Genomic DNA, 21,830 nt, shown 5'->3' with positions numbered 1-21,830 from the left:
CCCCTCCCTGGGTGGCAGGCGCGGCGCATGCCCTCATGACCTCTCCCCACAAGAGCCTGCTCTTCGCTTTGCTGGTGCTGACCGCCAGCTGCGACGTCCTCAAGACCTCCGATGTCGAAGGGACCCGCGGACGCGGCGCGAGGGCCTTCGACCCCTATGCCAGCTCCGCCTCCGGGGCCATCTCGCTGTCGCTGCTGTACTTCAACGGCTGCGCCATGCTGCCCAACGGCGAGGCGGTGTCGCGCGGGTCGCTGGACCTGCCGGACTACCCGGCCAGATGCCAGCCCCTCAACTCGCCCAATCAGCCGGCCCCGCCCTCGGAGCCCACCGCGCGCTTCCGGGTGCTCGCTGGGGAGAACTACTTCCTGCGTGAGTTCACCGCGGTGGACGCCATGTTCGGCGACCTGGTGAAGGACGTCCCCAACGACTTCAACGATCGGCACGCGGCTTCCGTGTGGATGCGGAAGATGTCGCGCTTCAAGGACCTGGACTGGTCTGGCGTCACCATCGGTCACGACACGTGGCGCAACGACGGCGGCTCGGTCTTCATCCGCGAGACCTTCTACGAGAACGCCGCGTGGATGGTGTCCCTGGATGACACCTTCCTCCTCGAGGTGCTGGATGCCTCGGGAACGGTGCGGACGTCGGTGACGTACAAGCGCACCGACTTCCTCTCCGAGAGCCCGGTGACGGGGCGCACGCGCGCGAGCTGGACGGTGGGCGGGCTGTCGCGTCCGCTGTCGCCGGGGGATCCGGTTCCTCGCCTGCCCGGGCCGGACGCGCCGACGTACAAGACCCTCGTCAAGGCGTCCTTCGTCAACTCCACCAACCCGTTCAAGTCCTTCCGCATGCCGGAGCAGGCGGGTGAGGGCGTCATCCGGGTCACCTGGAGCCTGCTGCCCAACAAGCCGTTCCTGTATCCCGTCACTTTCGTCGCGGACAAGGATCGCGAGGCGACCTGCTACAAGCTCGACGCCGACGGCATGTCCACGACGGAGAAGGTCGCGTGTGGCTTCGGCCTGACGCAGTCCGTGCGGCTGCAGCGGCCCACCAACGGGAAGTTCTACCAGCCGGGTGAGACGCTCGAGTTCGCCGTGTCGCTGCAGGACGGTGACGGCCACGGCCTGCACGCGCGCGACCGGATGCCCAGCTACAACAGCTACATCGCCTCCGAGTCCAACGGCCTGTCGTACTTCAACGACGCGATGCTCCTGAGCTACCGCGACGCGAGCGCCTCCGAGTCCGGCTACAAGGTCATCGGCCCGCTCCAGGACATCAAGGTCGTGCACGGCGAGCTGAAGCTGCCGTACTTCGCGTTCCCTCGTGGCGAGCCGCAGTTCTACCTGCCCGCGGGTGTGAACAAGGTCGCCGGTGGTGGCGACGCCGAGCCCTCCACGCGCTACGGAGTCCAGCTCCCGCCCGATGCCAAGCCCGGCACCTACGCCATCTTCCTCAAGGGGCACCGCTCCTTCATGGGCGAGCGGTTGGCTCGGTTGGATCCGTTCTTCTTCCAGGTCGGGCAGGCGCAGCCCACCACGTACCCGGGCCGCGTCGGTAACTGCCAGCTTTGCCACAACGGCGTGAACTCGCTGACGAACATCCACCATGGCCTGTCGGTGGACCACGTGGAGGCGTGCAAGACCTGCCATCTGGAAGAGAGCGTGGGCTACCTGCCGGACAGCATCCACCGCATCCACATGGGCTCGCGCAAGTACAACCAGAACAAGGGTGACTGCACGGTGTGCCACCTGACGCGGGAGAGCTCGCTGTTCCCCAGCATCATGGCCTGCAACGGCTGCCACGGTCAGTCGCACGGCACCGAGTACTTCGACCTCCAGTTCCAGCCCGTCACGAATACGCCCAATGGCTACGGCAACTGCGCCCAGGCCTGCCACGTCACCACGCCCCCGGCCGAGCACATCCTGCCGGCTCGCTGAGCCTCGAGGACCGCCATGAAGCGACGCACTTCCTTCGCCCATGCCGCCGTCTGCTCCGCGCTCCTCGCGGGCTGCGCGGCCTCCGACGCCCCCACCACTCCGCCGCCTGGCAACACCGCGCCGTATGCGGACCTGGCCGTGCGCAAGACGAACGTCTCGGGCGTGGTGTTCGACCCCGAGGCCCTCTTCTACTCGTTCGTGACGTGGCCCAAGAACCCGGACGACCCGACGGAGGAGCCGCCTCCTCCCGCCTTGCTGTACGGCATGCCCACCGTCATTCGCGCCAGCGCCTGGGGCGCGAAGGTTCACCTCGTGGACGTCACGGGAGCGGTGGCCGACACCAGCACGCCCGCGATGCCGCCGTGGGGCCAGTGGCAGACCGAGAAGGGCATCTCGCCCGACGCCTCCATGGTCTACCTCATGCAGGCCGAGTCCACGCCCGAGATGTCCATCGGCGCCAACGACATGTTCCCCGGGGAGGCGGGCTTCCTCCCCATCCCCGCGGCCACGTACTTCCCGACGGTCACCCTGCGGCCCCTGGCTCCCACGGGCACGCAGTGCATGATCCAGATGGCGACGCTCGTGGGAGACGCGGGCGCGCTCGGCGCGTTGTCGAAGACGCTCTCCACCGAGACGGGCACGACCGTCACGCCGGCCAGCCTGGCGGATCCATCCAGCGGTCGCGCCGTGGCGCTCATCTGGGTGTACTCGCCCAGCCCGGTGCTGGACCTGTTCATGTTCCCGAGCGGCGACATCGCCGCCGAGACCAGCGTGGGCGCGCTGTACTCGCTGGACTGGGCGCCGCCCACGGGCGCACCCGGGCAGTCTTCGATGGGCTTCACGGCCAAGCGCAACGGGGTGAGCAGCCTGGGCTATTACGCGCTCGTGGTTCCGCCCAATGCGCCGGGCCCGGTGAAGGTGTCCTTCGTGGACACCCTGACGAAGAAGGAGGAGGGACGCCCCTGGTCCGTGCCTGCGCTGAACATGCCCGGACTGCCTCCGGGGGTGTCGTTCACCCGGCTGCTGGCCAGCGCGGAGTCGGGTCCGGAGAAGGACGACCCGTTCGCGGAGGACGAGCTGCCGCCGGACTTCAGCTTCCTGTGCTTCCCCCAGTAGGGGCTCAGCGCCAGGGGTGGACGGTGAGCTGACGGAAGCGCACGGTGGGCTGCCCGAACGACACGGGCAGCGGACCGTGGTCCAGCTTCCGGCAGCCCCGGGTGGCGAAGAGGTTGCGTGAGTCCGCCCCCACCGCGTCGATGGCCGCGAGCGCCTCCAGGCCATTGCCGCGCAGGATGCCGGGGCTCACGCGACGGCCCGGTCGCCCGTCGCGGATCTCTCGCGCCTCTGTCATGTAGAAGCTGAAGTCGCCCGTGAGCATGTTCATGTGTCGCGGGTTGAGGTGCTGCACGAGCAGCCCGTGGCCAATGTCCGCGAGGAGCGAGTCCAGGTCTCCCGCGTGCGGCTCCACGCGCGTGTGCGCCATGCGAGGCAGCGGCGCGTGACGGAAGCTGACGCGGCGACCGTGGCCGTTGGGCGCGTGTCCCAGGGCGCTCGCGCTGCGTGCATCGAAGAGCGGTGTGCCCACGACGCCCGCGCGCAGCAGGGGCACGGCTCGCGCGGCGTGACCCTCGTCGTCCCAGGTGAAGCCCAGCGCGCCGTCGCCATCCGTCGGGTCGTCGGAGACGGACACGTGCTCCGCGGCCACGCGCTGTCCCAGGCGGCTCGCCAGATAGGAGCCGCCGCGCGCGACGACGTCTCCTTCGAGTGGATGGCCACACACCTCATGAAAGAAGGAGCCCGAGGCGGCGCCCGGCGGGAACACCACGGGGAGCGCGCCGGTGGGGCAGGGGAGGGGTGGGGTGCTGTCTCGGAGCTGGCGGACCATGTCCTCCACCTGGGCCGCCAGGCGAGGCAGGTCCGCGCGCGCGTGGGCCAGGTCGGGCCACGCGGCGCAGCGCCACAGGTCCGCGCCCGTATCGAGGAAGGTCTTCACCTCCAAGAGCGCGTGGCGCTGGTGGTTCTCCACGGCGTGGGCCTCATTCACGCAGAGGGTTCGCCGGTCCACCTCGCGCAGCAGGAGGTCCAAGTGCGCGGCGCCCGCTGCGCGCGCCACCTCGACGAGTCGCCGCACGAGGGCCTCGGTCTCGGGCGCCGCGTGGGTGGGCGCGGGCTCGGCTTCGAGGAGGGGGCGGGCTCGGCGATGGACTTCTTCGGGGAACGCGGTCGGGAGTGGGGCGCGTTCGGCCAGCTCGGCCCAGCGCCAGCCCGAGCCGTCGGGCGTGGATTGGGACCAGCCGCGGTCGCGGACGGGAGCGCCGGGGCGCAGGCCGGAGCGCTGGTGAACGACCTCGGACTCCTCGCGCCGCTCGACGAACCAGTTCAGGCCCGCGCTCCCTTCCTCGGTGACGTGGATTCTTACCATCCGCGTGGCTCGCGGGCGCGGGGCGTGGGGCATGATGGCGCGGCGAAGCCGTACGTGGAGGCCGTGGATGCGGGACAGCCCAGGGGCGCGAGAGGACACGGGCGTCGAGCGCTGCGCGGACGTGGACCTGGAGGGACTGCTCGGCGCCGCGCGTGACGCGCTGGGGGACTTCGGGCGGGCTCAGGTGGGCGCGGAGCCGGAGTTGTTCCTGCGCGCGGAGCGACGGCTGGCGGTCGAGCATGACGCCGCCACGGGTACCTCCGTCCTCAACGCGGGCGAGTCCCTCCTCGCGACCGCGAAAGTGGGGCGTGACGAGGGCCTTGGTCATGCCGCGATGCCCGTGTGTGAGGCGCAGGACCTGCGTCGAGTCCTCGCGCTGGCGGCTGAACCCTGGCGGCGCCTCTCGAAGGGCCCCGCCGCGCGGGCCTCTGCGGCGCAAGGCACCGAGCGCGGCGACATCCCGAGTGGCTCAGTTGCTCCCCGCCACGACGCTTCAAGCCGCGCCTCGTCGCACGCCACCACGGCGGCTCCACCCGGCACATCGGCGGAGGTGTCAGCGCCCGCCGCGGATTCTCACGGGGCTTCGCGCAACGCAGCTCCACGCGCGGGCGATGTGTCCGCGCTCGGTGCTTCATCGCGCGAGTCATCACGCCCCGAGGAGGCGGCCGAGGCTGGAGGGGCCGCCTCGCCGAATGCGCGAGAGGCTGTCCCGGCAGGTGTCGCGAACCGTGTTCGCGATGATGCTTCACGCGATGCCGCGGTGTCCCTTGCGGAGGTGAGCAGTCCGCGGGGACCTCCGTTGCTTCGCCCCACGGACTTCGCGGAACGCGCCGCGCGTGCGGTCCGCGAAGTCGTCCCGGCGGGCGTCGTGGTCCAGGCGGCCGTGCTCACGCAGGTCGCGTCGTGGTGCGCGCTCGTCCATGACGGGCGTGCACGCCGCCTCGACGCGAGCTCGCGCGAGGACTTCTTCGTCCGCGTGGAGACGGCCCGAGGCGCCGTGGTGGATGCGCTCTCTTCTGCGCCAGCGCTGCTCGATGCGGGCCTGCCCGCGCTGCGTGCTCGACTGACCGAGGCGGTGGCCGCGCTGAATGGCCCCGCTGGAGCGGTGGACCCTTCGCTCCCTGTCGTGCTGTGCCCCGCGGTGGCCGCGCCGCTGGTGGCGGGTCTGGCGTGGCTGCTTCGCGGAGACGTCGTCGCGGCGACTCCGGCGCTGGCTCGCGCGGTGGGGCGCAAGGTGTTCCCGTCGGTGCTCACCGTGGAGGATGACCCCGCGCATTCAGGGGGCACGCGCGCGCGCGCGATGGATGACGAAGGACATCCCGTCTCGCTGCTGCGCCTCGTGGACGCGGGCCGGTTGATGGGCTTCCTGCACGCGTCGGTGACCGCGGCGCGCCTGGGCAGCGCACCGAATGGCCGAGGCCTGCGCGCGCCCGGCGAGCTTCCATCCCCCGAGGCGCTGAATCTCCACATCGTCCCGCGCGGCGACGCGCTGCCCGCGGACTACACGGAGCTGGTGGCCCGCGTGGAGACGTTCACCACCATGGCCAGACCCGGCACGGTGAGCCTCGTCGCGGCGGGTTGGGAGGTCCGAGGTGGCGAGCGGATCCGCCGCCTCGCCCCAGTGGAGCTGGACCTCTCCGTGCTGGAGACGTTCCGCGCCCTGCGTGGCGTGGGCGCGGACCTGACGTTCTTTCCGACGGCGGATGGCTGCGGCACGCCGTCGCTGCACTTCCCGCCGTTGCTCGGGCGCTGAGGTGCTCAGCGGCCCTTCTTGGGCGCCACCTTCCGCACGGCGCGCCAGCGCACCATGTCGTTGAGCAGGCCCAGGAAGGCCTTGCGCGTGAAGCCCTTCGCGGGCAGCCGCGAGAAGAACTGACTCTCCAGCGCCTCCACGTGCTGCGCCTTGGGGCCATTGAGCGTGGACACCAGCCACTCGATGCGGCGGCGCACGGCGGGAGACACGCGCAGGCCGGTGGAGCGGCCATTGGCGGAGACGAGCACATCTCCATCCGGCAGCGGCACGGCGACCAGCGAGTGATAGCCGCCGCCCCCCTGAACCCAGTCCTGCGCGGAGAGGACCGTGTTCGTGTCCTCGGGGGGCGGGCCGGACATCGCGCCGTTCGTGGCGTAGCGCACCCAGTGCTCGGTGAGCGCCCGCTCGTTGGCGACCACGGTGTTCGCCTTCGAGGCGTGCCGCAGCGGGACGCGCACGCTGTCGGGAAGCTGCCAGCCATCGCGGCTCGGCAGCTCCTTGGGCGTGAGGATGCCCGGCCACTGGGGCTGCGGGCCCACGCCCCAGAAGTCCGGCGGACGGTACGCCACGCCCAGCGAGATGCAGATGCTCAGGCCCTCGGTGGGCTCGGCGCGGTGCCAGTACGTCACGGGCCACGTGAGGATGTCGCCCGGGTCGCCCTCGATGAAGGACGCCTTGGCGAGCATCGCGTCCTCGTCCGCCTTGTCGAGCAGGTGCACGGACGCGGTGCGCAGCGGCAGCTCCGGGTCCTTGGGCATCTCCGGGCGCGAGCCCAGCGTCTCGAACGGCCAGAGGCTGATGACCTTCTTCCCGTGGACGATGAAGTTGAAGACCGCCAGGTCATCCTTGTGGATGCCAAACGGCGTGAAGCGGTAGTTGCCGAAGAGGATGGCCGGGTCGGCGCCGAACAGCGGCATGCCGAGGCCCTCGTACATGCCCTGGAGGAACGAGCGCAGCTGGAGCCAGTGCCGCCAGTTGTAGCTCTGCCCGCTGTTGAGGACGATGCCGAACCGCTTGCCGCCCAGCCACTTGTCGAGCCGGTGGTAGTACGCCTCGAAGTTCTCGTCCTCGGGCAGCGGCAGGTGCCGGCGCGTCAGCGGGAAGAGCATCGAGTGGTACGCCACGCCGTCCGGTCCATCCTCGTGCTCCAGGTAGAACCGGAACGCCTTCATGATGGCGAGGCTCTGCTCTCGCAGCAGGTGCTGGGCGCCGGCCACCAGCGCGTCGAACACCTCGTCCGACGTGGGGAAGCCACGGGCGAAGGGCTGCTTGATGACGGTGGGCTTCTTGCCGAAGTAGTTCTTGTCGAACTCCTTCCAGAAGGAGCGGGGAAGGGCCAGGGAGAGGTCGTCGTCCTGGGCCTGGGGAGCGGGAGCGCGAGCCAGCATGGGAGAACCCGGGGAGAGCCGTGGTGCGGGGGATATGGCGCCGCCCAGGCTAGCACGGGGTGCGTTAGAGTGCCCGCCTCGCCCTTTCTCCCCCGACGAGGCCCCTTTGGAGATCGCGCTCCACGAGATCGAGCCCTGGCTCATCGAGTATCAGTTCGTTCGCTACAACCTGGCCGAGAGCGGCATGGTCAACCAGACGGTGGGTCAGCTGCTGGAGGCGACCGGCGGCTCCCCCGAAGAGCTTCTGCGGCAGTCCTTCGACAACGCGGACACCCGGGGCTCGCGCGCGCTGCGCGAGGCCATCGCGGCGCTCTATGACGGCGTGGAGCCGGAGGACGTGCTCGTCACCACGGGCACCAGCGAGGCGCTGTTCCTCTACTCGCACGTGCGTCACCGTCCCGGGGCCAACGTGGTGGTGCCCACGCCCGCGTTCCAGAGCCTCCCCGAGGTGCCGCGCTACCTGGGCTACGAGGTGCGCGAGCTGCCCCTGAAGATCGAGCAGGGCTTCCGCCTGGACCTGGGCGCGCTGGAGCGGCTCGTGGACGCGAACACGCGCACGGTGGTGATGAACAACCCGCAGAACCCCACGGGCGTGCGCCTCACTGACGCGGAGGTCTCCGAGGTCCGCCGCATCGCGTCCAGGGTGGGCGCGGAGGTGCTCGCGGATGAGCACTACCGATTCGTCCCGCTTGATGACGACGCGCAGCTCATCCCCAGCCTCTACACGCCGGGCGGTGGCACGGTGGCCATCGGCTCGATGATCAAGTGCATGGGCTGCGTGGGCCTGCGCGTGGGCTGGATGATTGGCCCGAAGTCACTGCTCGACGCGTGCCGCGACTTGAAGGACTACACGACGCACACGCTGTGCTCGATGAACGACTATGTGGCCACGCAGGCGCTGCGGAACTGGCAGCCGGTGATGCGGCTGTATCGCGCGTGGGTGAAGGAGAACGTCGCGGCCTTCACCGCGTTCATGGCCCGTCACGCGGAGGTGTTGGGCTGGGTGCCGCCGCAGGGTGGGCTCGTGGCGTTCCCCTATCTGCGGGATTCCTCGGTCGCCTCGGCGCAGCTGTCTCGGCGGCTGGTGGAGACGCGCGAGGTGTTCGTGCTCCCGGGCGAGACGTTCGGTCGGCCGGGCCACTTCCGAGTGGGCTTCGGCTTGCCGCCCGCGCGCTTCGCCGAGGCGCTGGCGCGCTGGAGTGACTTCCTCTCCGAGCGCGCCTGGAAGTAAGCCGTGGCCCTGGCGCGGAAGGAGTGACACACGATGGTGGGGCAGGGACTGGGGACGCTGCTGCTGGAGGGCGCGCTCGAATGGGTGCGGAAGCTGCCCTCGGCGCTGTCGTCCGAGGTGACGGTGGACGTGGGCCGCAAGCGGGTGCGGCTGTCGCATGCGCGCGTCGAGGCCCTCTCACGGCAGGCGCTCCGGAACGTGAAGGCGCTGGAGCTGCGCGAGTGGACCTCCTCGCCCGGCGTCTATGACGTCCGCGCGACGGTGAAGGGCTGGAAGCTGCGCGTGCAGACCACGCCGGAGCGCGTGGTGCTCGCCCAGGGGCGCTACACGCTGTGGTTGCGCACGCCCGGGAAGGTGGAGCTGGAGGAGTCGCGCGGCGCGTCCGCGCTGGTGATGGGCGTGCTGCGCGCGGGGGCGGGCCAGGCGGCGGTGCGCGCGCTGGCGGACAAGCTGCTGCCTCCGAACGTCCGCTGGGACGGCAAGGTGCTGCGCGTGGAGGGCCGGCTGCCGAAGGAAGGCGCGCTGGCGGCGCGGCTCTTCGATTCCACCTCGCTGGCGATGTCGGCGGAGCACTCGCCCGAGGGGCTGTGGCTGTCCGCCGAGGCGTGGCCTGGGCTGATGGACTTGCTCCAGGCCGCCTTCGGCACGGACCTGCCTCGCCCGCCGCCGGGGAGTTGAGCCCGCGCGCGGGGCGGAGGCTCAGCTCGTCTTCTTGCCCAGGTGGGACACGTACTGGCCTGCCTTGGAGCGGGCCGCGATGGCCAGCCGGTTCCACGCGTTGATGGTGCTCACCAGGAAGGTCAGGTCGGAGATCTCCTTCGGGGAGAAGTGCCGGCTGACCTCCGCGTAGACGGCGTCCGAGATGTGGCCCTGGGTGACGAGCGTGACGGCCTCGGTCCAGGCCAGCGCCGCGCGCTCGCGGTCCGTGTAGTAGGTGCTCTCGCGCCACGCATCGAGCCCGTAGAGGCGCTGCTCCGACTCGCCCAGGGCGCGGGAGTCCTTCCAGTGCATGTCGATGCAATAGGCGCAGCCGTTGAGCTGCGAGGCCCGCAGCTTGAGCAGGTGCAGCAGCGGCTGCTCCAGCCCGCACGAGTGCAGGTACTTCTCCAGGGCAATCATGGCCTGGTAGCCGCCGGCGGACAGCTGGTCGATGGGGAATCGGGGGTCCATGGGTTCCTCGTGATTCGGCGGGGACCGAAAGGGTCCCTCGTGCTCGGGCGGATGAGTAACGGCGACCCGGCGTGCGCGCGAGCGCCACTTGCGCACGAAGGCGTGGGGCCACCTTGCGCGCGCCGCCGCTGTCAGTCGAGCGCCTCGGCCAGCAGCCGCACGCCGGTGTCGAGTTCCGGCTCCGGCACGCACGCATGGCCCAGGAGCAGCGCGTGCCGTCCGCGCGAGGCCGTTCGGAACTGCGACGGGCCCAGGGCCTGGACGCCCCGCTCGGCGTCGCGGGCGCTGACCTCCTGGTCATTCGCGCCCTCGGGCAGCCAGCCCACCAGGTGCAGGCCGGTGTCCGAGGGGGCCACGTCCAGGGCGCCCTTCAGCTCACGCCGGGCCGCCGCCACCAGCCGGGCCTGCCGCTTCGCATAGCGCCCGCGCATGCGGCGCACGTGACGGCTGAAACCAGGGACTCGGGCACCACGCTGACGGCGTTCCGGGCCGGAGAGGGGCGGTCATGGGGAAGCACGCCCACGCACTCGAGGTGGCGAGCGAGCGGGCTCGAGGCTATTCGATGCCGGCTCGACAACAGGGGGAGGATGGCATGCTCTGGTGGATGTTCTGGCTGGCCCCGGCGGTCGCTCCCCCGCGCAAGCGGAAGGCGGAGCGGGAGCCCTCGCGCGAGGCGGCCACGAAGCGCCCGCGGCGAACACCTCCGCGCGAGCGCCACTCCGAGACCCTCTCGCCCAGGAAGGCCCGAGTCCCACCCGAGGCCACGCCGTCCTGAGCGACGCGAGGCTTCCAGGCACCTCCTTCGCCGGGGCCTCCCTCCGCGGGCGCGCGCGGGCGGCGAGGTCGTGGACCGCGTGGGTGACCTAGCGGCCTTCTCCGTCCCACACGTTCGCGCGGCCCTCCAAGGGACCGCTCTGGGGGCGGACGACGCAGAATCGGTGGCCGGTGGGCGCTTCCATGACCCACCAGCGCTTCACGTACGCGATGCGCTTGGCGCCGAGCGCTTCCAGGCGCTCCACCTCGGCGTCCAGGTCATCCGACTCGATGTCCAGGTGGATGCGGCTGGGGTGGTCCACGCGCTGGAGCAGCAGGGTGGGCTCGTCTCCTCGCGGAGCCAGCTCGCGATACGTGGGGCTGTCCGGGGAGGCGGGCGTCGCGGCGCGACCGAGCGCCTGGCTCCAGAAGGCGGTCGCGGCGTCCAGGTCCTGAGTCTGACAGTCGATGACGAAGTTCGAGAGGCGGCTGTGGTGCAAGAGAATCCTCCGGTGTCCGGTCGAGGCGCGTCCTCGGGAGAAGGAGAGGGATACACCGGATGGGCCGGCGCGTGGGACCGGAGCCATCCAAAATGCTGATGGCGCATCCCACGTTGTGTCTGGTTTCGCGAGCCCCCCGGCCGCACCCTGACTCGCATGCGTCCTTCCGAATCGGTGTCCTCCGAGTCCGCCGAGCCTCCCTGTCCCACCGCGCCACCCGCGAGCCGCCTGGGGCGCGTGCTGGTGCCCCTGGGGGCGGCCGTGTGCCTGCTGCCCGTCGTGTCCACGTCCATGGCGCTGGTGGCGGGGCTCGTCGTCGCGGTGACGGTGGGCAATCCCCACGCGGCCACGACGCGGCGGGCGACGCAGGTGCTCCTCTCCCTCTCCGTGGTGGGGCTGGGCGCGGGCATGGACCTGCGCACCGTGGTGGCGGCGGGGGCGCATGGCGCGGGAGACACGGTGGTGGGCATCGCGGTGTGTCTGGCGCTGGGGGCGCTATTGACTCGGTTGCTCCGCGTGGTGCCGGGGACGGGCCTGCTCATCAGCGTGGGCACGGCCATCTGCGGGGGCAGCGCCATCGCCGCGGTGGCGCCGGTGATGCGCGCCAAGGATGACGAGGTGTCGGTGGCGCTGGGCACGGTGTTCCTGCTCAACGCGGTGGCGCTGCTCGTCTTCCCTGTCGTGGGGCGAGCGGTGGGGCTGGACGCGGAGCGCTTCGGCCTGTGGTGCGCGCTGGCCATTCACGACACCAGCTCCGTGGTGGGCGCCGCGATGAGCTACGGGCCGAGCGCCCTGGCCGTGGCCACGCCCGTCAAGCTGGCGCGCGCGCTGTGGATTGTCCCGCTCACGCTGGGGTTGGGAGTGTGGCGCGCGCGCCGCGAGGGCGGTGGGGGCACCTTGGCGCCAGCGGGGCGGGCGAAGCGGCCCTGGTTCATCCTCGGCTTCCTGGGCGCGGCGGCGCTGGTGACGGCGGTGCCGGTGCTCCGGCCGGTGGGGCAGGGCGTGGCGGCGGTGGCGCGCCAGACGCTGGTGCTGACGCTGTTCCTGATTGGCGCCAACCTGACGCGCGGAGCCTTGCGCGCGGTGGGCCTGCGTCCGCTCGTGCTCGGCGTCGTGCTGTGGGTCGTGATGGCCAGCGCGAGCCTGGGCGCGCTCGTCTCGGGCCTCATTGCCTGACGCATCAGGGGAGCAGGAGTGGGGGCGCGAGCCGCGCGTGCCGCAAGAAGCGCCCCGCGATGCCAGAGGGCGCATCCACCGGCAGGGCCCACGACAGGGCTCGGGGGATGTGCAGCCCGGGAATGGGCAGCACGCGCAATCGCCCCTGCGCCAACTCCGCCTGGATGCTCCAGCGCGACAGGAAGCCCACGCCCAGGCCCAGCGCCACCGCGCCCTTGATGGCCTCGGTGCTGCCGAGCTGGAGGTCTCCGGGCCGCGCGCCTCGCCTCGCGCCCGCGCGCCGCAGGGCTCGCTCCAGCACCGCGCGCGTCCCCGAGCCCGGCTCGCGCCACACCAGCGGCACGGTGCCCAGCGCTTGCACGTCGCGCACGCGCTGGAGCGCGGTGGGCGCCCGCGCCGAGACGACGGGCACCAGCTCGTCCTCCAGGTATCGCTCCAGTCGGATGCCGGCGGCGCGGGCGTGGCCCTCCACGAGCCCCAGCGGCACGCGCCCCTCGGTGAGCCAGCCCAGCACCTGCTCCGTGTTGCCCACCTCCAGGCGCACCGTGAGGCCCGGATGCCCGCCGAGAAAGGAGGCGAGCAGCTCCGGCACCACCGAGTTGGCCAGGGTGGTGCTCGCGGCCAACGCCAGCTCTCCCGAGAGGTCCTCTGTCTCGGGCGCCAGCGTCAGCGCCGCCTCCTCCAGGAGCGCGTGCATGCGCCGCGCGTAGTCCAACAGCACGCGCCCCGCCTCGTTGACGCGCACCCCGCGCGCGGTGCGCACGAGCAGGGGTTGTCCACACTCCCGCTCCAACTGTCGCACCTGCGCCGTCACGGCGGGCTGGGACAGGTGCAAGAGCCGCGAGGCGGCGGACACCTGCCCCGTGGTGGCCACCACACGGAAGGTCTCCAAGCGGCGAGGGTCGAGACGGACGGACACGGGGGCCTCTCACGAAGATGCGCTGCGGCAAGCATGCTATGGGCGCAGGGCGCGCATCCGGAGGAAGTCATGAGCTGGCTGTTCTATGCCCTGCTGTCCGCGGCCTTCGCGGCTGCCACCGCCATCCTGGCCAAGGTGGGCGTCGAGGGCGTCCCCTCCACGCTCGCCACCGCGCTGCGCACCGTGGTGATTCTCGCCTTCGCCTGGGGCATCGCGTTGGCGCGCGGCGAGCACCACACCCTGCCCACCCTCAGCCGCCGGACGCTCATCTTCCTCGCGCTGTCCGGCGTGGCCACGGGCCTGTCGTGGCTCGCCTACTTCCGCGCGCTCCAACTCGGCCCCGCCTCGCGCGTGGCACCCATCGACAAGTTGAGCCTCGCGCTCACGCTGGTGCTCGCGGTGACGTTCCTGAAGGAACCGTGGAGCTGGAAGCTGGTGCTGGGTGTGTTGCTCATGGTCGCCGGCGCCCTGCTCACGCTGAAGTAGTCGCGCCAATCACAATCCAATCAAGTTTTTGCAGGGATGCTGCTCCTGACGGCTTTGTGCTGTTTGGCGGGTATTGTTGAATTGAGAAACATGGTAGACGGTGCAAGTCTTATCGAGGAGCGCCATGCGCGATTTGAGAGACTTCCTGGGGGCGGGTGGGGGGCAACTTCAAATCGTGAGCGACCTGAGGCGCCCGCCTGGCGCGGGTGACCGGTCCGCCGTGTGGCGACGTCCGTCAGCTTTGGATTCACCATCCCTGGAAGGAAGGTTCGAGTCATGCAGGAAGAGCTGACATCCACTCTCAAGAAGATGCTGGTGACGAATCTGTTCGTCGAGACGCCAGAGGGTCAGATTGGCGAGGACGATGGGCTCCAGTCCGTCCTGGGGCTCGACTCGGTGGGGTTCCTCGAACTGCGCGTGCTGTGCGAGGAGCGCTTCCAGGTGCGCATCACCGACGAGGATTTCAATCCGGACAACTTCCGCACGGTGGGAAAGCTGGCGTCTTTCATCACCCAGCTCAAGTCCTCTCAGGAGAGCGTGGCGTGAACGCGCCGACCCCTGGCGCGAGGCTCAGTCCGGATGACCTGGATCGCCTGCGCGCCGGCATGGCGTTGCAGATGGACCACTATGGCGGTGGACGACTGCCTTTCGCCTGTCTGCAAGCCAAGGGGCTCGTGCAGCACTTCGCGGCCTTGGAGGGCGCGGAGGCGGGCCGGGTGCTGGAGGTGTTGGACGCGAGCGGAGGCTATGCCAGCGCATGTCTGGGCGCGGGCCACCCGCGCATCCAGGAGGCCCTGCGCGAGGGCCTGGAGCGCACAGGCTACGTGACGGACGAGCTGGGCTCGCTGGAGCGGACCCTGCTTCTCTCGGAGCTCTTGGGCCCCGGTGGCCGCTGGGCGGACCGGTTCCCGGCGGAGCAGTACCACGCGAGCGGTCGCAACTCGGGCTCCGAGGGATTGGAGCTGGCGCTTCGCCTGGTGTTGGAGTCGGGGTTCGATCGCCGCCGACTCGCGCCGCGCGCGGGCCGCGAGGAGCGGCGCACCGTGCTGGCCTTCGAGGGCGCGTGGCATGGGTGGACGGGAGGACTCGTCAGCCTGCTCAACCGCCGCCACTACCGCGTCGGCCTGCCCCCGGTGAGCCCCGAGCCGCCGCACGGGCTGGACGTGGCCTTCCTGCCCTTTGGTGAGCTGGAGCACCTGGAGCGCTTCTTCACGGAGCAGGGGCGCAAGCTGTCCGCGGTGTTCGTCGAGCCCATCCAGGGTGACGCCGGCATCCTCGTGCCGCCCGCGGGCTATTTGCGCCGGCTGGCCGCGCTCTGCCGCGAGTACGAGGTGCTGCTGGTGGCGGACGAGGTGCTCACCTTCGCCAAGACCGGCCAGTTCTTTGGCATGACGGACGCCGAGGGGCCCATCCCCACGGACATCACCGTCATTGGCAAGAGCCTGGGCATGGGCGTGGTGTCCACGTCGATGGTCATTGCCCGGCGTGAGCTGTCCGTGCGCTCCAGTGGCGCGGTGTCCACCTCGGACCTGCGGCCCTTGACGTGCGCGGTGATTCGCCACGGCCTGCGGCACCTGGTGGACGAGCACCTGCTCGAGCGCGCCGGGCCCTTGGGTGAGGAGCTGCGGGCCCGGCTGCGCCGCGACGTGGTGGCCGCGTTCCCGGACCTGTACCGCGAGGTGCGGGGCCTGGGCTACATGAACGGCGTCGAGCTGACCGAGCCCGCCGCCAACGCGCTGTCCTCGCTGCGCCACAAGCTCATCGAGGCGGGCGTCTTCGTGGAGTTCATGGCCGGCGCGGGTCGCCGCTCTCGGGGCTTGCGCTACCTGTATCCGGCGATGCGCGTGGCGCCGCCGCTCATCGCGGGCGAGGCGGACGTGCGCGCCATCGTCGAGCGCATCCACGAGGGCACGCGCCGGTTCGTGGAGACGCGTCCGTGAGGGACGGCCCGCTGCGCCACCGGGTCGAGCACGTGGACACGGACGCGTCGGGCGTCGTGCACTTCTCGCGCTACGCGTCGCTGGTGGAGACGGCGGCGCTGGACGAGTTGGAGCGCCGCGGCGCTGGACTGGACGTACTGGGGGCGCACGGCCTGGACCTGCGCGTGCGGGACTTGCGCATCACCTATCGCGCCCCCGCGCGCTTCCGGGACTGGGTGCTGCTCATGCCCGGGGTCGAGCATGTGGGGCCCGCGAGCATCAAGGTCGCCGTGAAGCTGTACCGCGAGGACACCGGGCCCGAGCCGGTGCTGCTCGCCACGGGAAGTCTGGACATGGCCGTCGTCAACCGCGAGAGCGGAGGTCCCGCATGCATTCCGGAAGCGCTGCGAGCCGAGTTCAAGCCAGTGCCTTGAGCGAGGTGGAACGGCAACCCAAACCGCTGGGCTTCACGGCCCTGCGTCAGTGGCTGCGGCACCGCCACCCGATGATTCTGTTGGACCGCATCGTGGACCATGAGCCGGGGAAGTTCCTCGACGCGCTCATCTCCATCTCCGGCAACACCGACTGCATCGCGGGGCACTTCCCCGAGCGCGCCATCTACCCGGGCAGCAACCTCATCCAGGCGTATGCCCAGGCGGGCATCATCCTGTACCAGATGAGCACGTCGATGCTCGCCGAGGACGAGCTGACGCTGATTGGCTCCGTGGAGGCGCGCTTCCTCAAGGTCGTGGTGCCGGGCGACCAGGTGCTGCTGCGCGTGCAGGCCAACCGCCTCGCGGGGGGGCTCTTCACCTTCTCGGGGAGGGCGACGGTGGGGCCCGCGCGCGTGGCGGCGTTCCGCGCGAGCCTCGTGCGCAGCAAGGTGTCGGAGCTGGGCTCGCCGCTATGGTAGCGCCCGTCGCCGTGACCGGAGCCGCGTGGCGCACCGCGCTCGGCGACGGGCTCGGCGAGGTGTGGCACCGGTTGTTGGCGGGCGATGACGGCTTCGTGGACGTGGCCTCGCCGCACCGACTGCGCAATGCGCGAGCGGCGGTGATCGCCGCGTTGCCGGAGCCCCCCAGCGAGCGCCTGCGGGTGCTCGCGGTGGACACGCTCCAGCGAGCGGCGCGCGAGGCCGGGGTCGATGTCCGCGCGCCCTCCACGCGCTTGGTTCTGGGCACGAGCCTGGGGGCCTTCCTGGACGACGCGGCCGAGCGCGAGGCGCCCCTGCATGCCTGGGCGGACGACGTGGCGCGCACGGTGGGCGCGGGGGCTCGGCCCGTGGCGCTGTCCACGGCTTGCTCCTCCGGCTCGGATGCCATCCTGGTGGGCGCTCAGCTCATTCGGGGCGGGCTGGCGGAGGTCTGTCTGTGCGGTGGCGTGGACGTCCTCACGCCGAGCAAGCGGCTGGCGCACTCGGCGCTCTCCACGATGACGCCGTCGCGGCCGCGCGCCTTCGATGTGCGGCATGACGGCATGCTGCTGGGAGAGGGCGCGGGCTTCCTCGTGCTGGAGTCCGTGGCGCGGGCACAGGCGCGTTCGGTGACCCCGTTGGCGTTGTATCGCGGCGGTGGATCCGCCAACGACGCGGCGAGCATGACCTCGCCCGACCCGAGCGCGGCCGGGGCGCGGCTGGCGATGCTCCGCTCGCTGGAGGACGCGGGCCTCGCTCCAGGTGAGATTGGGCTCGTCAATGGGCATGGCTCGGCCACGCCGGTGAACGACCGAGCGGAGCGTGACGCGCTGAAGGCCGTGTTTGGCGAGGGGCCCGGGCCGCTCGTCTTCGCCACGAAGGGGAACTTCGGGCACACGCTGGGGGCCACGGGTGCGCTGGAGGCCATCGCGCTCATCCTCGGGTTGCGCGAACAGGTGGCTCCGCCCATCGCGGGGTTGGAAGAGCCAGACCCATCGTTCCCCTTCCCGCTCCCCATGGGGCAGGCGGTGCGCCACGCGGCGCGCTGTGGGCTGAGCCTGACGCTCGGTTTCGGGGGCTTCGATACCTCGCTCGTCTTCGAGGTCCCGCGATGAGCTCGCCATCCTTGGAGCACGCCTCCATCGTGCTGCGCGCGAGCGCCTTCGTGAGTGGCGCGCGGCCGAATCTCTATGCGGCGCGCGTGAAGGGCACGGTGCGCTACGCGGACCCCATGTCCTGGTCGCTGGTGATGGCCATTGGCGAGGCCATCGCCCCGCTCGGCGACGACTTCCAGTCCTGGGCGACGCGCTGCTCGCTCATCCAGGTGGGCCCGGCGGGTCCTCCCGAGGCCATGGCCCAGGTGGCGAGCGACGCCCTGCGAGGCTTTGCGTCGCCCGTGCGCTTCCCCTCGGCGACGCCGAGCGCGCCGGCCGGCCTGGCGTGCATCGTCCACGGCATCCGAGGGCCCACCCTGGCGCTGACCTTGCCGGTGGAGGAGGCGGTGTCGCTGGCGCTGCATCTGTCCTCGGATTGGTTGTCGCGCGGCGTGGTGGAGGGCGCGCTCATCGCGGCGCCGTTGCCCTCGGGGGTGGGTTCTCCCACGGCGGGCTGTGTCCTCCTGGCGCGGGGCGAGGGACCTTCCGTGGACGTGGCGCGTGTGACGCGTGCGCTCCGGGAGGGGAGGGCGCTGCCATGAGCGAGCCCCTCGCGGAGTTGGCGGGCGTGTCGCTCGCCGTGCTTCAGCGCTTCGTCGAACGCATCCGAGACCTGACGGACTCTGGCTCACGGGGGCCCCGTGGCCTGGAACAGCTCGCCGCGACCTGGCGCGCGCGCGGCCTGCGCCCGGGTGAGGTGGTCCTGCTGGCCTTGCCCAACGGCGCGGAGTTGGTGGCGCAGGTCTTCGGGGTGCTGCTGGCGCGAGGTGTTCCCGCGCTCGTGTCTCCTGCTTCACCGCAAGGACGACAGATGGCGCTGGTGGATGCGCTCCCGGCGCGCGCGTTGGTGGCGATGCGGCGTCCCGCGGCCCAGGCCACGCGGGTGGAGCGCTTCGAGTTGGGGGGCGCCGAGGTCGCGCTGTTCCCCGGTGAGCGGCCTTCTGGCGCCGAGGCGGGGGAGATGGTGCTCCTCACCTCGGGGACGTCGGGCTTCGCGAGCGGCTGCGTGTTCGACCTGGATGCGCTGTTCCGCAATGCGCGCCGTCACGCGGACTCGGTGGGGCTTCGCGCGGGGGACACGGTGCTGGTGAACCTGCCGCTGTACTTCTCCTACGCGATGGTCGCCCAGGTGTTCGCCTCGCTCTTGTGCGGCGCGGACCTGGTCATCAGCGGCCCGCCATTCCAGCCCGCCGCGTATGGGCGGACCTTGAGCGAGCACGCAGTCACGGTTTCCGCGCTGACACCCATCCTGGTCCGCGCGCTGCTCCAGCGGGGCGAAGGCTTTCCCGAGGGACTGCGCTCCCTGGGCGTGGGCGGTGATGTCCTCTCGCCGGAGCATGTGGCGGGGCTGCTGCGGCTGCGCCCTCGGGGCGAGCTGTACCTCACGTATGGATTGTCCGAGGCGGGCCCGCGCGTGGCGACGCTCTCGGCGCATGTGGAGCCCGCGCATCGCTTCTCTTCCGCGGGGCTGCCGTTGCCAGGGACACGCGTGTCATTGGTTCCCCGCGTGCCGGAGGGACAGAAGGAGCTGTACGTCGCCTCGGACACGGTGATGAAGCGCCGCATCGGCTTCGTGGAGGGAGAGAAGCGGCACTCGCTCCGCGCGCCGGGGCTGCTGGCCACGGGCGACATCTTCGAGCAGGACGACGACGGCTATCTCTACTACCAGGGGCGCCTGTCGGACTTCCTCATCAAGGGCGGCGAGAAGATTTGCATGGCCTCCATTCGGAGGCTCGCCACCACGCTGCCCGGCGTGCTCACCGCGAGGACGCAGATCGTCGCGGGCGAGGAGGGGGACGACTACGACATGGTCCTGACGGTGGCGGAGGCCACGGGCGCGACGGATGCGCTGGCGGGCGAGGTGTCTCGGCTGTTGCGATTGTCCGAGCGGCCACGCCGCGTCCAGGTCGTCGCGGCGGATGGCGCCACGGCATCCCTGCACAAGTGAATGCCGTGGCAACCCGCCGAGGTGACTAGCGATTCACGGTCAGGGTGCACCGCGCATCGCACCGGGCGAGTGCGACCTCACACGTTTTCAGCTGGGTGTCATTGGTCGCGCTGGCCTTGCAGGACTGGTACGCGCGCATGCAGGAGTCACACGTGACCATCTCGTGGACGTCCGAAGCAGTGGACTCGGTATCCGTGGCCGCGCCGCCACAGCCCGTCAGCCCGGCCGCAGCCAGGAGTCCGGCCGACAGAATCATCCCGATGAAGCCTGTTCGCATGGGTCTCTCCAGGTGGGTGTTCGAGCGCCGCCGCGAGTGGACGACAGCGAGGGGCGCTTCATGCGCCCGGTCGAATCCTATCGGGAGAATCTCTGACACGTCGTTTCAAGTGCTGACGTGGAGAGAGCCGCGGGGCGCCATGTCGCCCCCATGTCGGGAGGGGAGGCCATGGCGCCCGGGAATGCGTGACCTGTCTTGCCGCTGGGCTAGTAGGGTCCCCAAAGACAGCCGCTGGGGGCGCTGGCGCAGTATGGCTCGGTCATGGTGGTGTCGTTGTTGGGGCCACCCAGACAGCAGATGCCCCATGGTCCCGCACACTCGCCCGCGTTGCAGATGGGGTGGCAGGTTGTATCGACACACGTAAAGCCTTCACCGCAGACGCCACCCGGTTCACACGCGGGGAGCCGCTGCTGGGTCGAGCCCAATGGGTCATCCTGAGTGCGCCCTGCTTCCGTCGGGCCACATCCCACCACGAACAATCCCATCGACAACACCACGGCGAAGAATCCTGAGCGCATGTGAACTCCTGGAGGCGAGAGGGGACCGAGGCAGCCTGTTCCTACGGGCACAGGCTCTGATTGCACCGGAGGAAGGCGGCATCGCACCTGGCCTCCGCGGCTTCCGTGGTGGCGTTGTCCAGACACCGTTGATACGTGCTGAAGCACGGCTCACAGGTCTTCATCTCTCGCACCTCCGCGGGCGCGCCCGTCTCGTCTGGGGCGACATCTCCCGCGGAGGTGAGCCCACTTCCACACCCGCACAGCAACGCCGCTGCCAGCACTCGCGTCAGAATGCTTCGCATGCCTGCTCCTTGGTTTTGGAACGCTCGCCGGTGTTCGAGCCGACAAAGCATACCACGAAACATTTGCAGGCTGGAGCGGCGCCCGGTCAGACCTGGTGTGGCTGTGTTTTCGCGCGGAGGTGCGCGCGGACCCCTCGGTACAAGAGGACCCCGAGCGCGGCCAGGGCGAGCAACGCGCCCATGGGGCGCAGCGTCAGGCCGATGATGCGAGCCATGCCTGCCGTCATGCCCATCACGGACAGGGCCGCCGCGATGCACAGCGGGCACTTGGGGAGAAGTGCCGTCAGCAGCCCGAGCGTCAGGGAGACGAGGGACGCGCGCTTGCCGCCGCGCCGCTCTGCGTGATTCCTCACGCTGACCTCACCGCCCATACTCGTCTCGGCGGCGCAGCCAGAACATGGGGTGGCCCGGGGGGGCCTCATCGCGCCCCTTGGGGAGCAGGTCGATGAGCTGATAGGCGGCGTTCGCGCGCTCGATGCCTCGGGCGAAGGTCGAGTAGGTGTAGAAGATCGCGCCGCTGGAGTCCTTCGAGAACACGCTGAACCCAGGCATGTCGGACCGATCGTACTGGAGCGGGGCGTAGTTGTAGGTGGCCACGCCGCGCGCGCGGTCATCAGGGGTGAAGGACACCTGGAAGTCGAAGTTGAAGGTGTTGTCGTGTGACGACACCCACTTGAATCCCCATCCCATGCGCTGCTTGTACTTCTCGAGGCGCTCCAGGGGCGCCCGCGAGATGGCGAGGAACGTCGCGTCACGCGCCTGGACATGGTCGTAGACGCCGTTGAAGGAGTCCGCCCAGAAGCTGCAACTCGGGCAGCCCGCCTCCCACTCGGGGGCGAACATGAAGTGATAGACGATGAGCTGGCTGCGCCCGGCGAAGAGTTGGGAGAGCGTCTCGCGTCCATCGGGGCCCTCGAACACATAGTTCGTGTCCACGCGCAGCCAGGGCATCTCTCGGCGAGCCGCGCTCAGCTCGTCGCTCATCCGCGTGAGGGCCTTCTCCTTGGCGAGCAGCTCCTTGCGCGCGGCCAGCCACTCACTTCTCGATTCAGTCTTGACGTGCATTGCGGTGAAACCTCCGC

At 70.5% G+C, this 21,830-nt stretch carries 24 protein-coding genes; 14 read left to right on the top strand and 10 right to left on the bottom strand.

The features are described 5' to 3' along the window. Positions 1-35: 35 nt before the first annotated feature. Both KRR26_RS00825 and KRR26_RS00820 read left to right on the top strand, forming a co-directional pair. Positions 36-1,937 (top strand): hypothetical protein, encoded by a 1,902-nt coding sequence (locus KRR26_RS00825; RefSeq protein WP_120205305.1) that lies wholly within the window; start codon positions 36-38, stop codon positions 1,935-1,937. Positions 1,938-1,952: 15 nt separating this feature from the next. Next, positions 1,953-3,053, top strand: coding sequence for a hypothetical protein (locus KRR26_RS00820; RefSeq protein WP_217078890.1), 1,101 nt, complete (start codon positions 1,953-1,955; stop codon positions 3,051-3,053). A gap of 4 nt (positions 3,054-3,057) precedes the next feature. Here KRR26_RS00820 and KRR26_RS00815 read toward each other — a convergent pair whose 3' ends face one another. Beyond that, complete coding sequence (locus KRR26_RS00815; RefSeq protein ID WP_217078889.1) at positions 3,058-4,359, bottom strand: TldD/PmbA family protein; 1,302 nt, start codon at positions 4,357-4,359, stop codon at positions 3,058-3,060. A 67-nt stretch (positions 4,360-4,426) separates the two neighbouring features. Between KRR26_RS00815 and KRR26_RS00810 the strand changes: the two genes are divergently transcribed. Then, positions 4,427-6,112 (top strand): metallopeptidase TldD-related protein, encoded by a 1,686-nt coding sequence (locus KRR26_RS00810; protein ID WP_236068169.1) that lies wholly within the window; start codon positions 4,427-4,429, stop codon positions 6,110-6,112. Between the two features lie 5 nt (positions 6,113-6,117). Here the strand turns inward: KRR26_RS00810 and KRR26_RS00805 are convergent, their stop codons facing one another. Further along, a complete protein-coding gene (locus KRR26_RS00805; protein ID WP_120205310.1) occupies positions 6,118-7,500 on the bottom strand; it encodes a hypothetical protein in 1,383 nt (460 codons plus the stop codon). Positions 7,501-7,606: 106 nt separating this feature from the next. Here KRR26_RS00805 and gntC point away from each other — a divergent pair, with 106 nt between their 5' ends. Both gntC and KRR26_RS00795 read left to right on the top strand, forming a co-directional pair. Next, entirely contained in the window at positions 7,607-8,731 is a 1,125-nt protein-coding gene (gene gntC / locus KRR26_RS00800) for a guanitoxin biosynthesis PLP-dependent (S)-gamma-hydroxy-L-arginine cyclodehydratase GntC (protein WP_217078888.1), read from the top strand. A gap of 33 nt (positions 8,732-8,764) precedes the next feature. After that, positions 8,765-9,409 (top strand): hypothetical protein, encoded by a 645-nt coding sequence (locus KRR26_RS00795; protein ID WP_120205313.1) that lies wholly within the window; start codon positions 8,765-8,767, stop codon positions 9,407-9,409. Between the two features lie 21 nt (positions 9,410-9,430). On the opposite strand, the gene KRR26_RS00790 is transcribed toward KRR26_RS00795, so the two are convergent. The 3 genes from KRR26_RS00790 to KRR26_RS00780 all read right to left on the bottom strand — a co-directional run bounded on the left by KRR26_RS00790 (position 9,431) and on the right by KRR26_RS00780 (position 11,154). Further along, positions 9,431-9,901: a carboxymuconolactone decarboxylase family protein gene (locus KRR26_RS00790; RefSeq protein ID WP_120205314.1), complete on the bottom strand. Its 471-nt coding sequence runs from the start codon at positions 9,899-9,901 to the stop codon at positions 9,431-9,433. A 131-nt stretch (positions 9,902-10,032) separates the two neighbouring features. Next, a complete protein-coding gene (locus tag KRR26_RS00785) occupies positions 10,033-10,332 on the bottom strand; it encodes an aminotransferase-like domain-containing protein (RefSeq protein WP_120205316.1) in 300 nt (99 codons plus the stop codon). 432 nt (positions 10,333-10,764) lie between these two features. Continuing rightward, entirely contained in the window at positions 10,765-11,154 is a 390-nt protein-coding gene (locus tag KRR26_RS00780) for a VOC family protein (RefSeq protein WP_120205319.1), read from the bottom strand. Between the two features lie 156 nt (positions 11,155-11,310). Here KRR26_RS00780 and KRR26_RS00775 point away from each other — a divergent pair, with 156 nt between their 5' ends. After that, the gene (locus KRR26_RS00775; protein ID WP_120205321.1) at positions 11,311-12,330 is read left to right on the top strand and encodes a YeiH family protein; all 1,020 of its coding nucleotides are present in this window, start codon (positions 11,311-11,313) and stop codon (positions 12,328-12,330) included. 4 nt (positions 12,331-12,334) lie between these two features. Here the strand turns inward: KRR26_RS00775 and KRR26_RS00770 are convergent, their stop codons facing one another. Then, positions 12,335-13,249 carry a LysR family transcriptional regulator gene (locus KRR26_RS00770; RefSeq protein WP_120205323.1) on the bottom strand — a complete coding sequence of 305 codons (915 nt, stop codon included), beginning with the start codon at positions 13,247-13,249 and terminating at the stop codon, positions 12,335-12,337. A 69-nt stretch (positions 13,250-13,318) separates the two neighbouring features. Here KRR26_RS00770 and KRR26_RS00765 point away from each other — a divergent pair, with 69 nt between their 5' ends. The 8 genes from KRR26_RS00765 (at position 13,319) to KRR26_RS00730 (ending at position 19,669) form a co-directional block, all read left to right on the top strand. Further along, positions 13,319-13,735: an EamA family transporter gene (locus KRR26_RS00765; RefSeq protein ID WP_120205325.1), complete on the top strand. Its 417-nt coding sequence runs from the start codon at positions 13,319-13,321 to the stop codon at positions 13,733-13,735. Between the two features lie 276 nt (positions 13,736-14,011). After that, entirely contained in the window at positions 14,012-14,281 is a 270-nt protein-coding gene (locus KRR26_RS00760; RefSeq protein WP_120205327.1) for an acyl carrier protein, read from the top strand. Next, positions 14,278-15,675, top strand: coding sequence for an aminotransferase class III-fold pyridoxal phosphate-dependent enzyme (locus tag KRR26_RS00755; protein ID WP_217078887.1), 1,398 nt, complete (start codon positions 14,278-14,280; stop codon positions 15,673-15,675). The genes KRR26_RS00760 and KRR26_RS00755 overlap by 4 nt, the downstream gene beginning before the upstream one ends. Beyond that, positions 15,672-16,088, top strand: coding sequence for an acyl-CoA thioesterase (locus tag KRR26_RS00750; protein WP_120205328.1), 417 nt, complete (start codon positions 15,672-15,674; stop codon positions 16,086-16,088). The genes KRR26_RS00755 and KRR26_RS00750 overlap by 4 nt, the downstream gene beginning before the upstream one ends. Positions 16,089-16,093: 5 nt before the next feature. Continuing rightward, positions 16,094-16,567: a 3-hydroxyacyl-ACP dehydratase FabZ family protein gene (locus tag KRR26_RS00745; protein WP_233576860.1), complete on the top strand. Its 474-nt coding sequence runs from the start codon at positions 16,094-16,096 to the stop codon at positions 16,565-16,567. Positions 16,568-16,578: 11 nt separating this feature from the next. After that, the gene (locus KRR26_RS00740) at positions 16,579-17,682 is read left to right on the top strand and encodes a beta-ketoacyl-[acyl-carrier-protein] synthase family protein (RefSeq protein ID WP_233576831.1); all 1,104 of its coding nucleotides are present in this window, start codon (positions 16,579-16,581) and stop codon (positions 17,680-17,682) included. Continuing rightward, entirely contained in the window at positions 17,679-18,263 is a 585-nt protein-coding gene (locus KRR26_RS00735) for a coronafacic acid synthetase (RefSeq protein WP_233576832.1), read from the top strand. The genes KRR26_RS00740 and KRR26_RS00735 overlap by 4 nt, the downstream gene beginning before the upstream one ends. Further along, the gene (locus tag KRR26_RS00730; protein ID WP_217078886.1) at positions 18,260-19,669 is read left to right on the top strand and encodes a class I adenylate-forming enzyme family protein; all 1,410 of its coding nucleotides are present in this window, start codon (positions 18,260-18,262) and stop codon (positions 19,667-19,669) included. Before KRR26_RS00735 ends, KRR26_RS00730 begins: the two co-directional genes overlap by 4 nt. A gap of 25 nt (positions 19,670-19,694) precedes the next feature. Here KRR26_RS00730 and KRR26_RS00725 read toward each other — a convergent pair whose 3' ends face one another. The 4 genes from KRR26_RS00725 to KRR26_RS00710 all read right to left on the bottom strand — a co-directional run bounded on the left by KRR26_RS00725 (position 19,695) and on the right by KRR26_RS00710 (position 21,813). Beyond that, positions 19,695-19,946 (bottom strand): hypothetical protein, encoded by a 252-nt coding sequence (locus KRR26_RS00725; RefSeq protein ID WP_120205334.1) that lies wholly within the window; start codon positions 19,944-19,946, stop codon positions 19,695-19,697. Between the two features lie 559 nt (positions 19,947-20,505). Continuing rightward, complete coding sequence (locus KRR26_RS00720; RefSeq protein ID WP_120205335.1) at positions 20,506-20,748, bottom strand: hypothetical protein; 243 nt, start codon at positions 20,746-20,748, stop codon at positions 20,506-20,508. Between the two features lie 86 nt (positions 20,749-20,834). After that, positions 20,835-21,101, bottom strand: coding sequence for a hypothetical protein (locus KRR26_RS00715; RefSeq protein WP_217078885.1), 267 nt, complete (start codon positions 21,099-21,101; stop codon positions 20,835-20,837). 7 nt (positions 21,102-21,108) lie between these two features. Beyond that, positions 21,109-21,813: a DUF899 domain-containing protein gene (locus KRR26_RS00710; protein ID WP_120205338.1), complete on the bottom strand. Its 705-nt coding sequence runs from the start codon at positions 21,811-21,813 to the stop codon at positions 21,109-21,111. Between the last annotated feature and the right edge of the window lie 17 nt (positions 21,814-21,830).

The sequence above is a fragment of the Citreicoccus inhibens genome, assembly GCF_019039035.1.
In the GTDB taxonomy this organism is placed as follows: Bacteria; Myxococcota; Myxococcia; order Myxococcales; family Myxococcaceae; genus Citreicoccus; species Citreicoccus inhibens.
This window is presented reverse-complemented; position numbering and strand designations above follow the sequence as displayed.

Bases quoted from the DNA above. Each gene is read 5' to 3' on its own strand.
- KRR26_RS00805 (WP_120205310.1), bottom strand. From the start codon at position 7,500: ATGCTGGCTCGCGCTCCCGCTCCCCAGGCCCAGGACGACGACCTCTCC.
- KRR26_RS00730 (WP_217078886.1), top strand. From the start codon at position 18,260: ATGAGCGAGCCCCTCGCGGAGTTGGCGGGCGTGTCGCTCGCCGTGCTT.
- KRR26_RS00795 (WP_120205313.1), top strand. From the start codon at position 8,765: ATGGTGGGGCAGGGACTGGGGACGCTGCTGCTGGAGGGCGCGCTCGAA.
- KRR26_RS00765 (WP_120205325.1), top strand. From the start codon at position 13,319: ATGAGCTGGCTGTTCTATGCCCTGCTGTCCGCGGCCTTCGCGGCTGCC.
- KRR26_RS00815 (WP_217078889.1), bottom strand. From the start codon at position 4,359: ATGGTAAGAATCCACGTCACCGAGGAAGGGAGCGCGGGCCTGAACTGG.
- KRR26_RS00710 (WP_120205338.1), bottom strand. From the start codon at position 21,813: ATGCACGTCAAGACTGAATCGAGAAGTGAGTGGCTGGCCGCGCGCAAG.
- KRR26_RS00775 (WP_120205321.1), top strand. From the start codon at position 11,311: ATGCGTCCTTCCGAATCGGTGTCCTCCGAGTCCGCCGAGCCTCCCTGT.
- KRR26_RS00720 (WP_120205335.1), bottom strand. From the start codon at position 20,748: ATGCGAAGCATTCTGACGCGAGTGCTGGCAGCGGCGTTGCTGTGCGGG.
- KRR26_RS00760 (WP_120205327.1), top strand. From the start codon at position 14,012: ATGCAGGAAGAGCTGACATCCACTCTCAAGAAGATGCTGGTGACGAAT.
- KRR26_RS00810 (WP_236068169.1), top strand. From the start codon at position 4,427: ATGCGGGACAGCCCAGGGGCGCGAGAGGACACGGGCGTCGAGCGCTGC.
- KRR26_RS00735 (WP_233576832.1), top strand. From the start codon at position 17,679: ATGAGCTCGCCATCCTTGGAGCACGCCTCCATCGTGCTGCGCGCGAGC.
- KRR26_RS00820 (WP_217078890.1), top strand. From the start codon at position 1,953: ATGAAGCGACGCACTTCCTTCGCCCATGCCGCCGTCTGCTCCGCGCTC.
- KRR26_RS00790 (WP_120205314.1), bottom strand. From the start codon at position 9,901: ATGGACCCCCGATTCCCCATCGACCAGCTGTCCGCCGGCGGCTACCAG.
- KRR26_RS00825 (WP_120205305.1), top strand. From the start codon at position 36: ATGACCTCTCCCCACAAGAGCCTGCTCTTCGCTTTGCTGGTGCTGACC.
- KRR26_RS00725 (WP_120205334.1), bottom strand. From the start codon at position 19,946: ATGCGAACAGGCTTCATCGGGATGATTCTGTCGGCCGGACTCCTGGCT.
- KRR26_RS00785 (WP_120205316.1), bottom strand. From the start codon at position 10,332: ATGCGCGGGCGCTATGCGAAGCGGCAGGCCCGGCTGGTGGCGGCGGCC.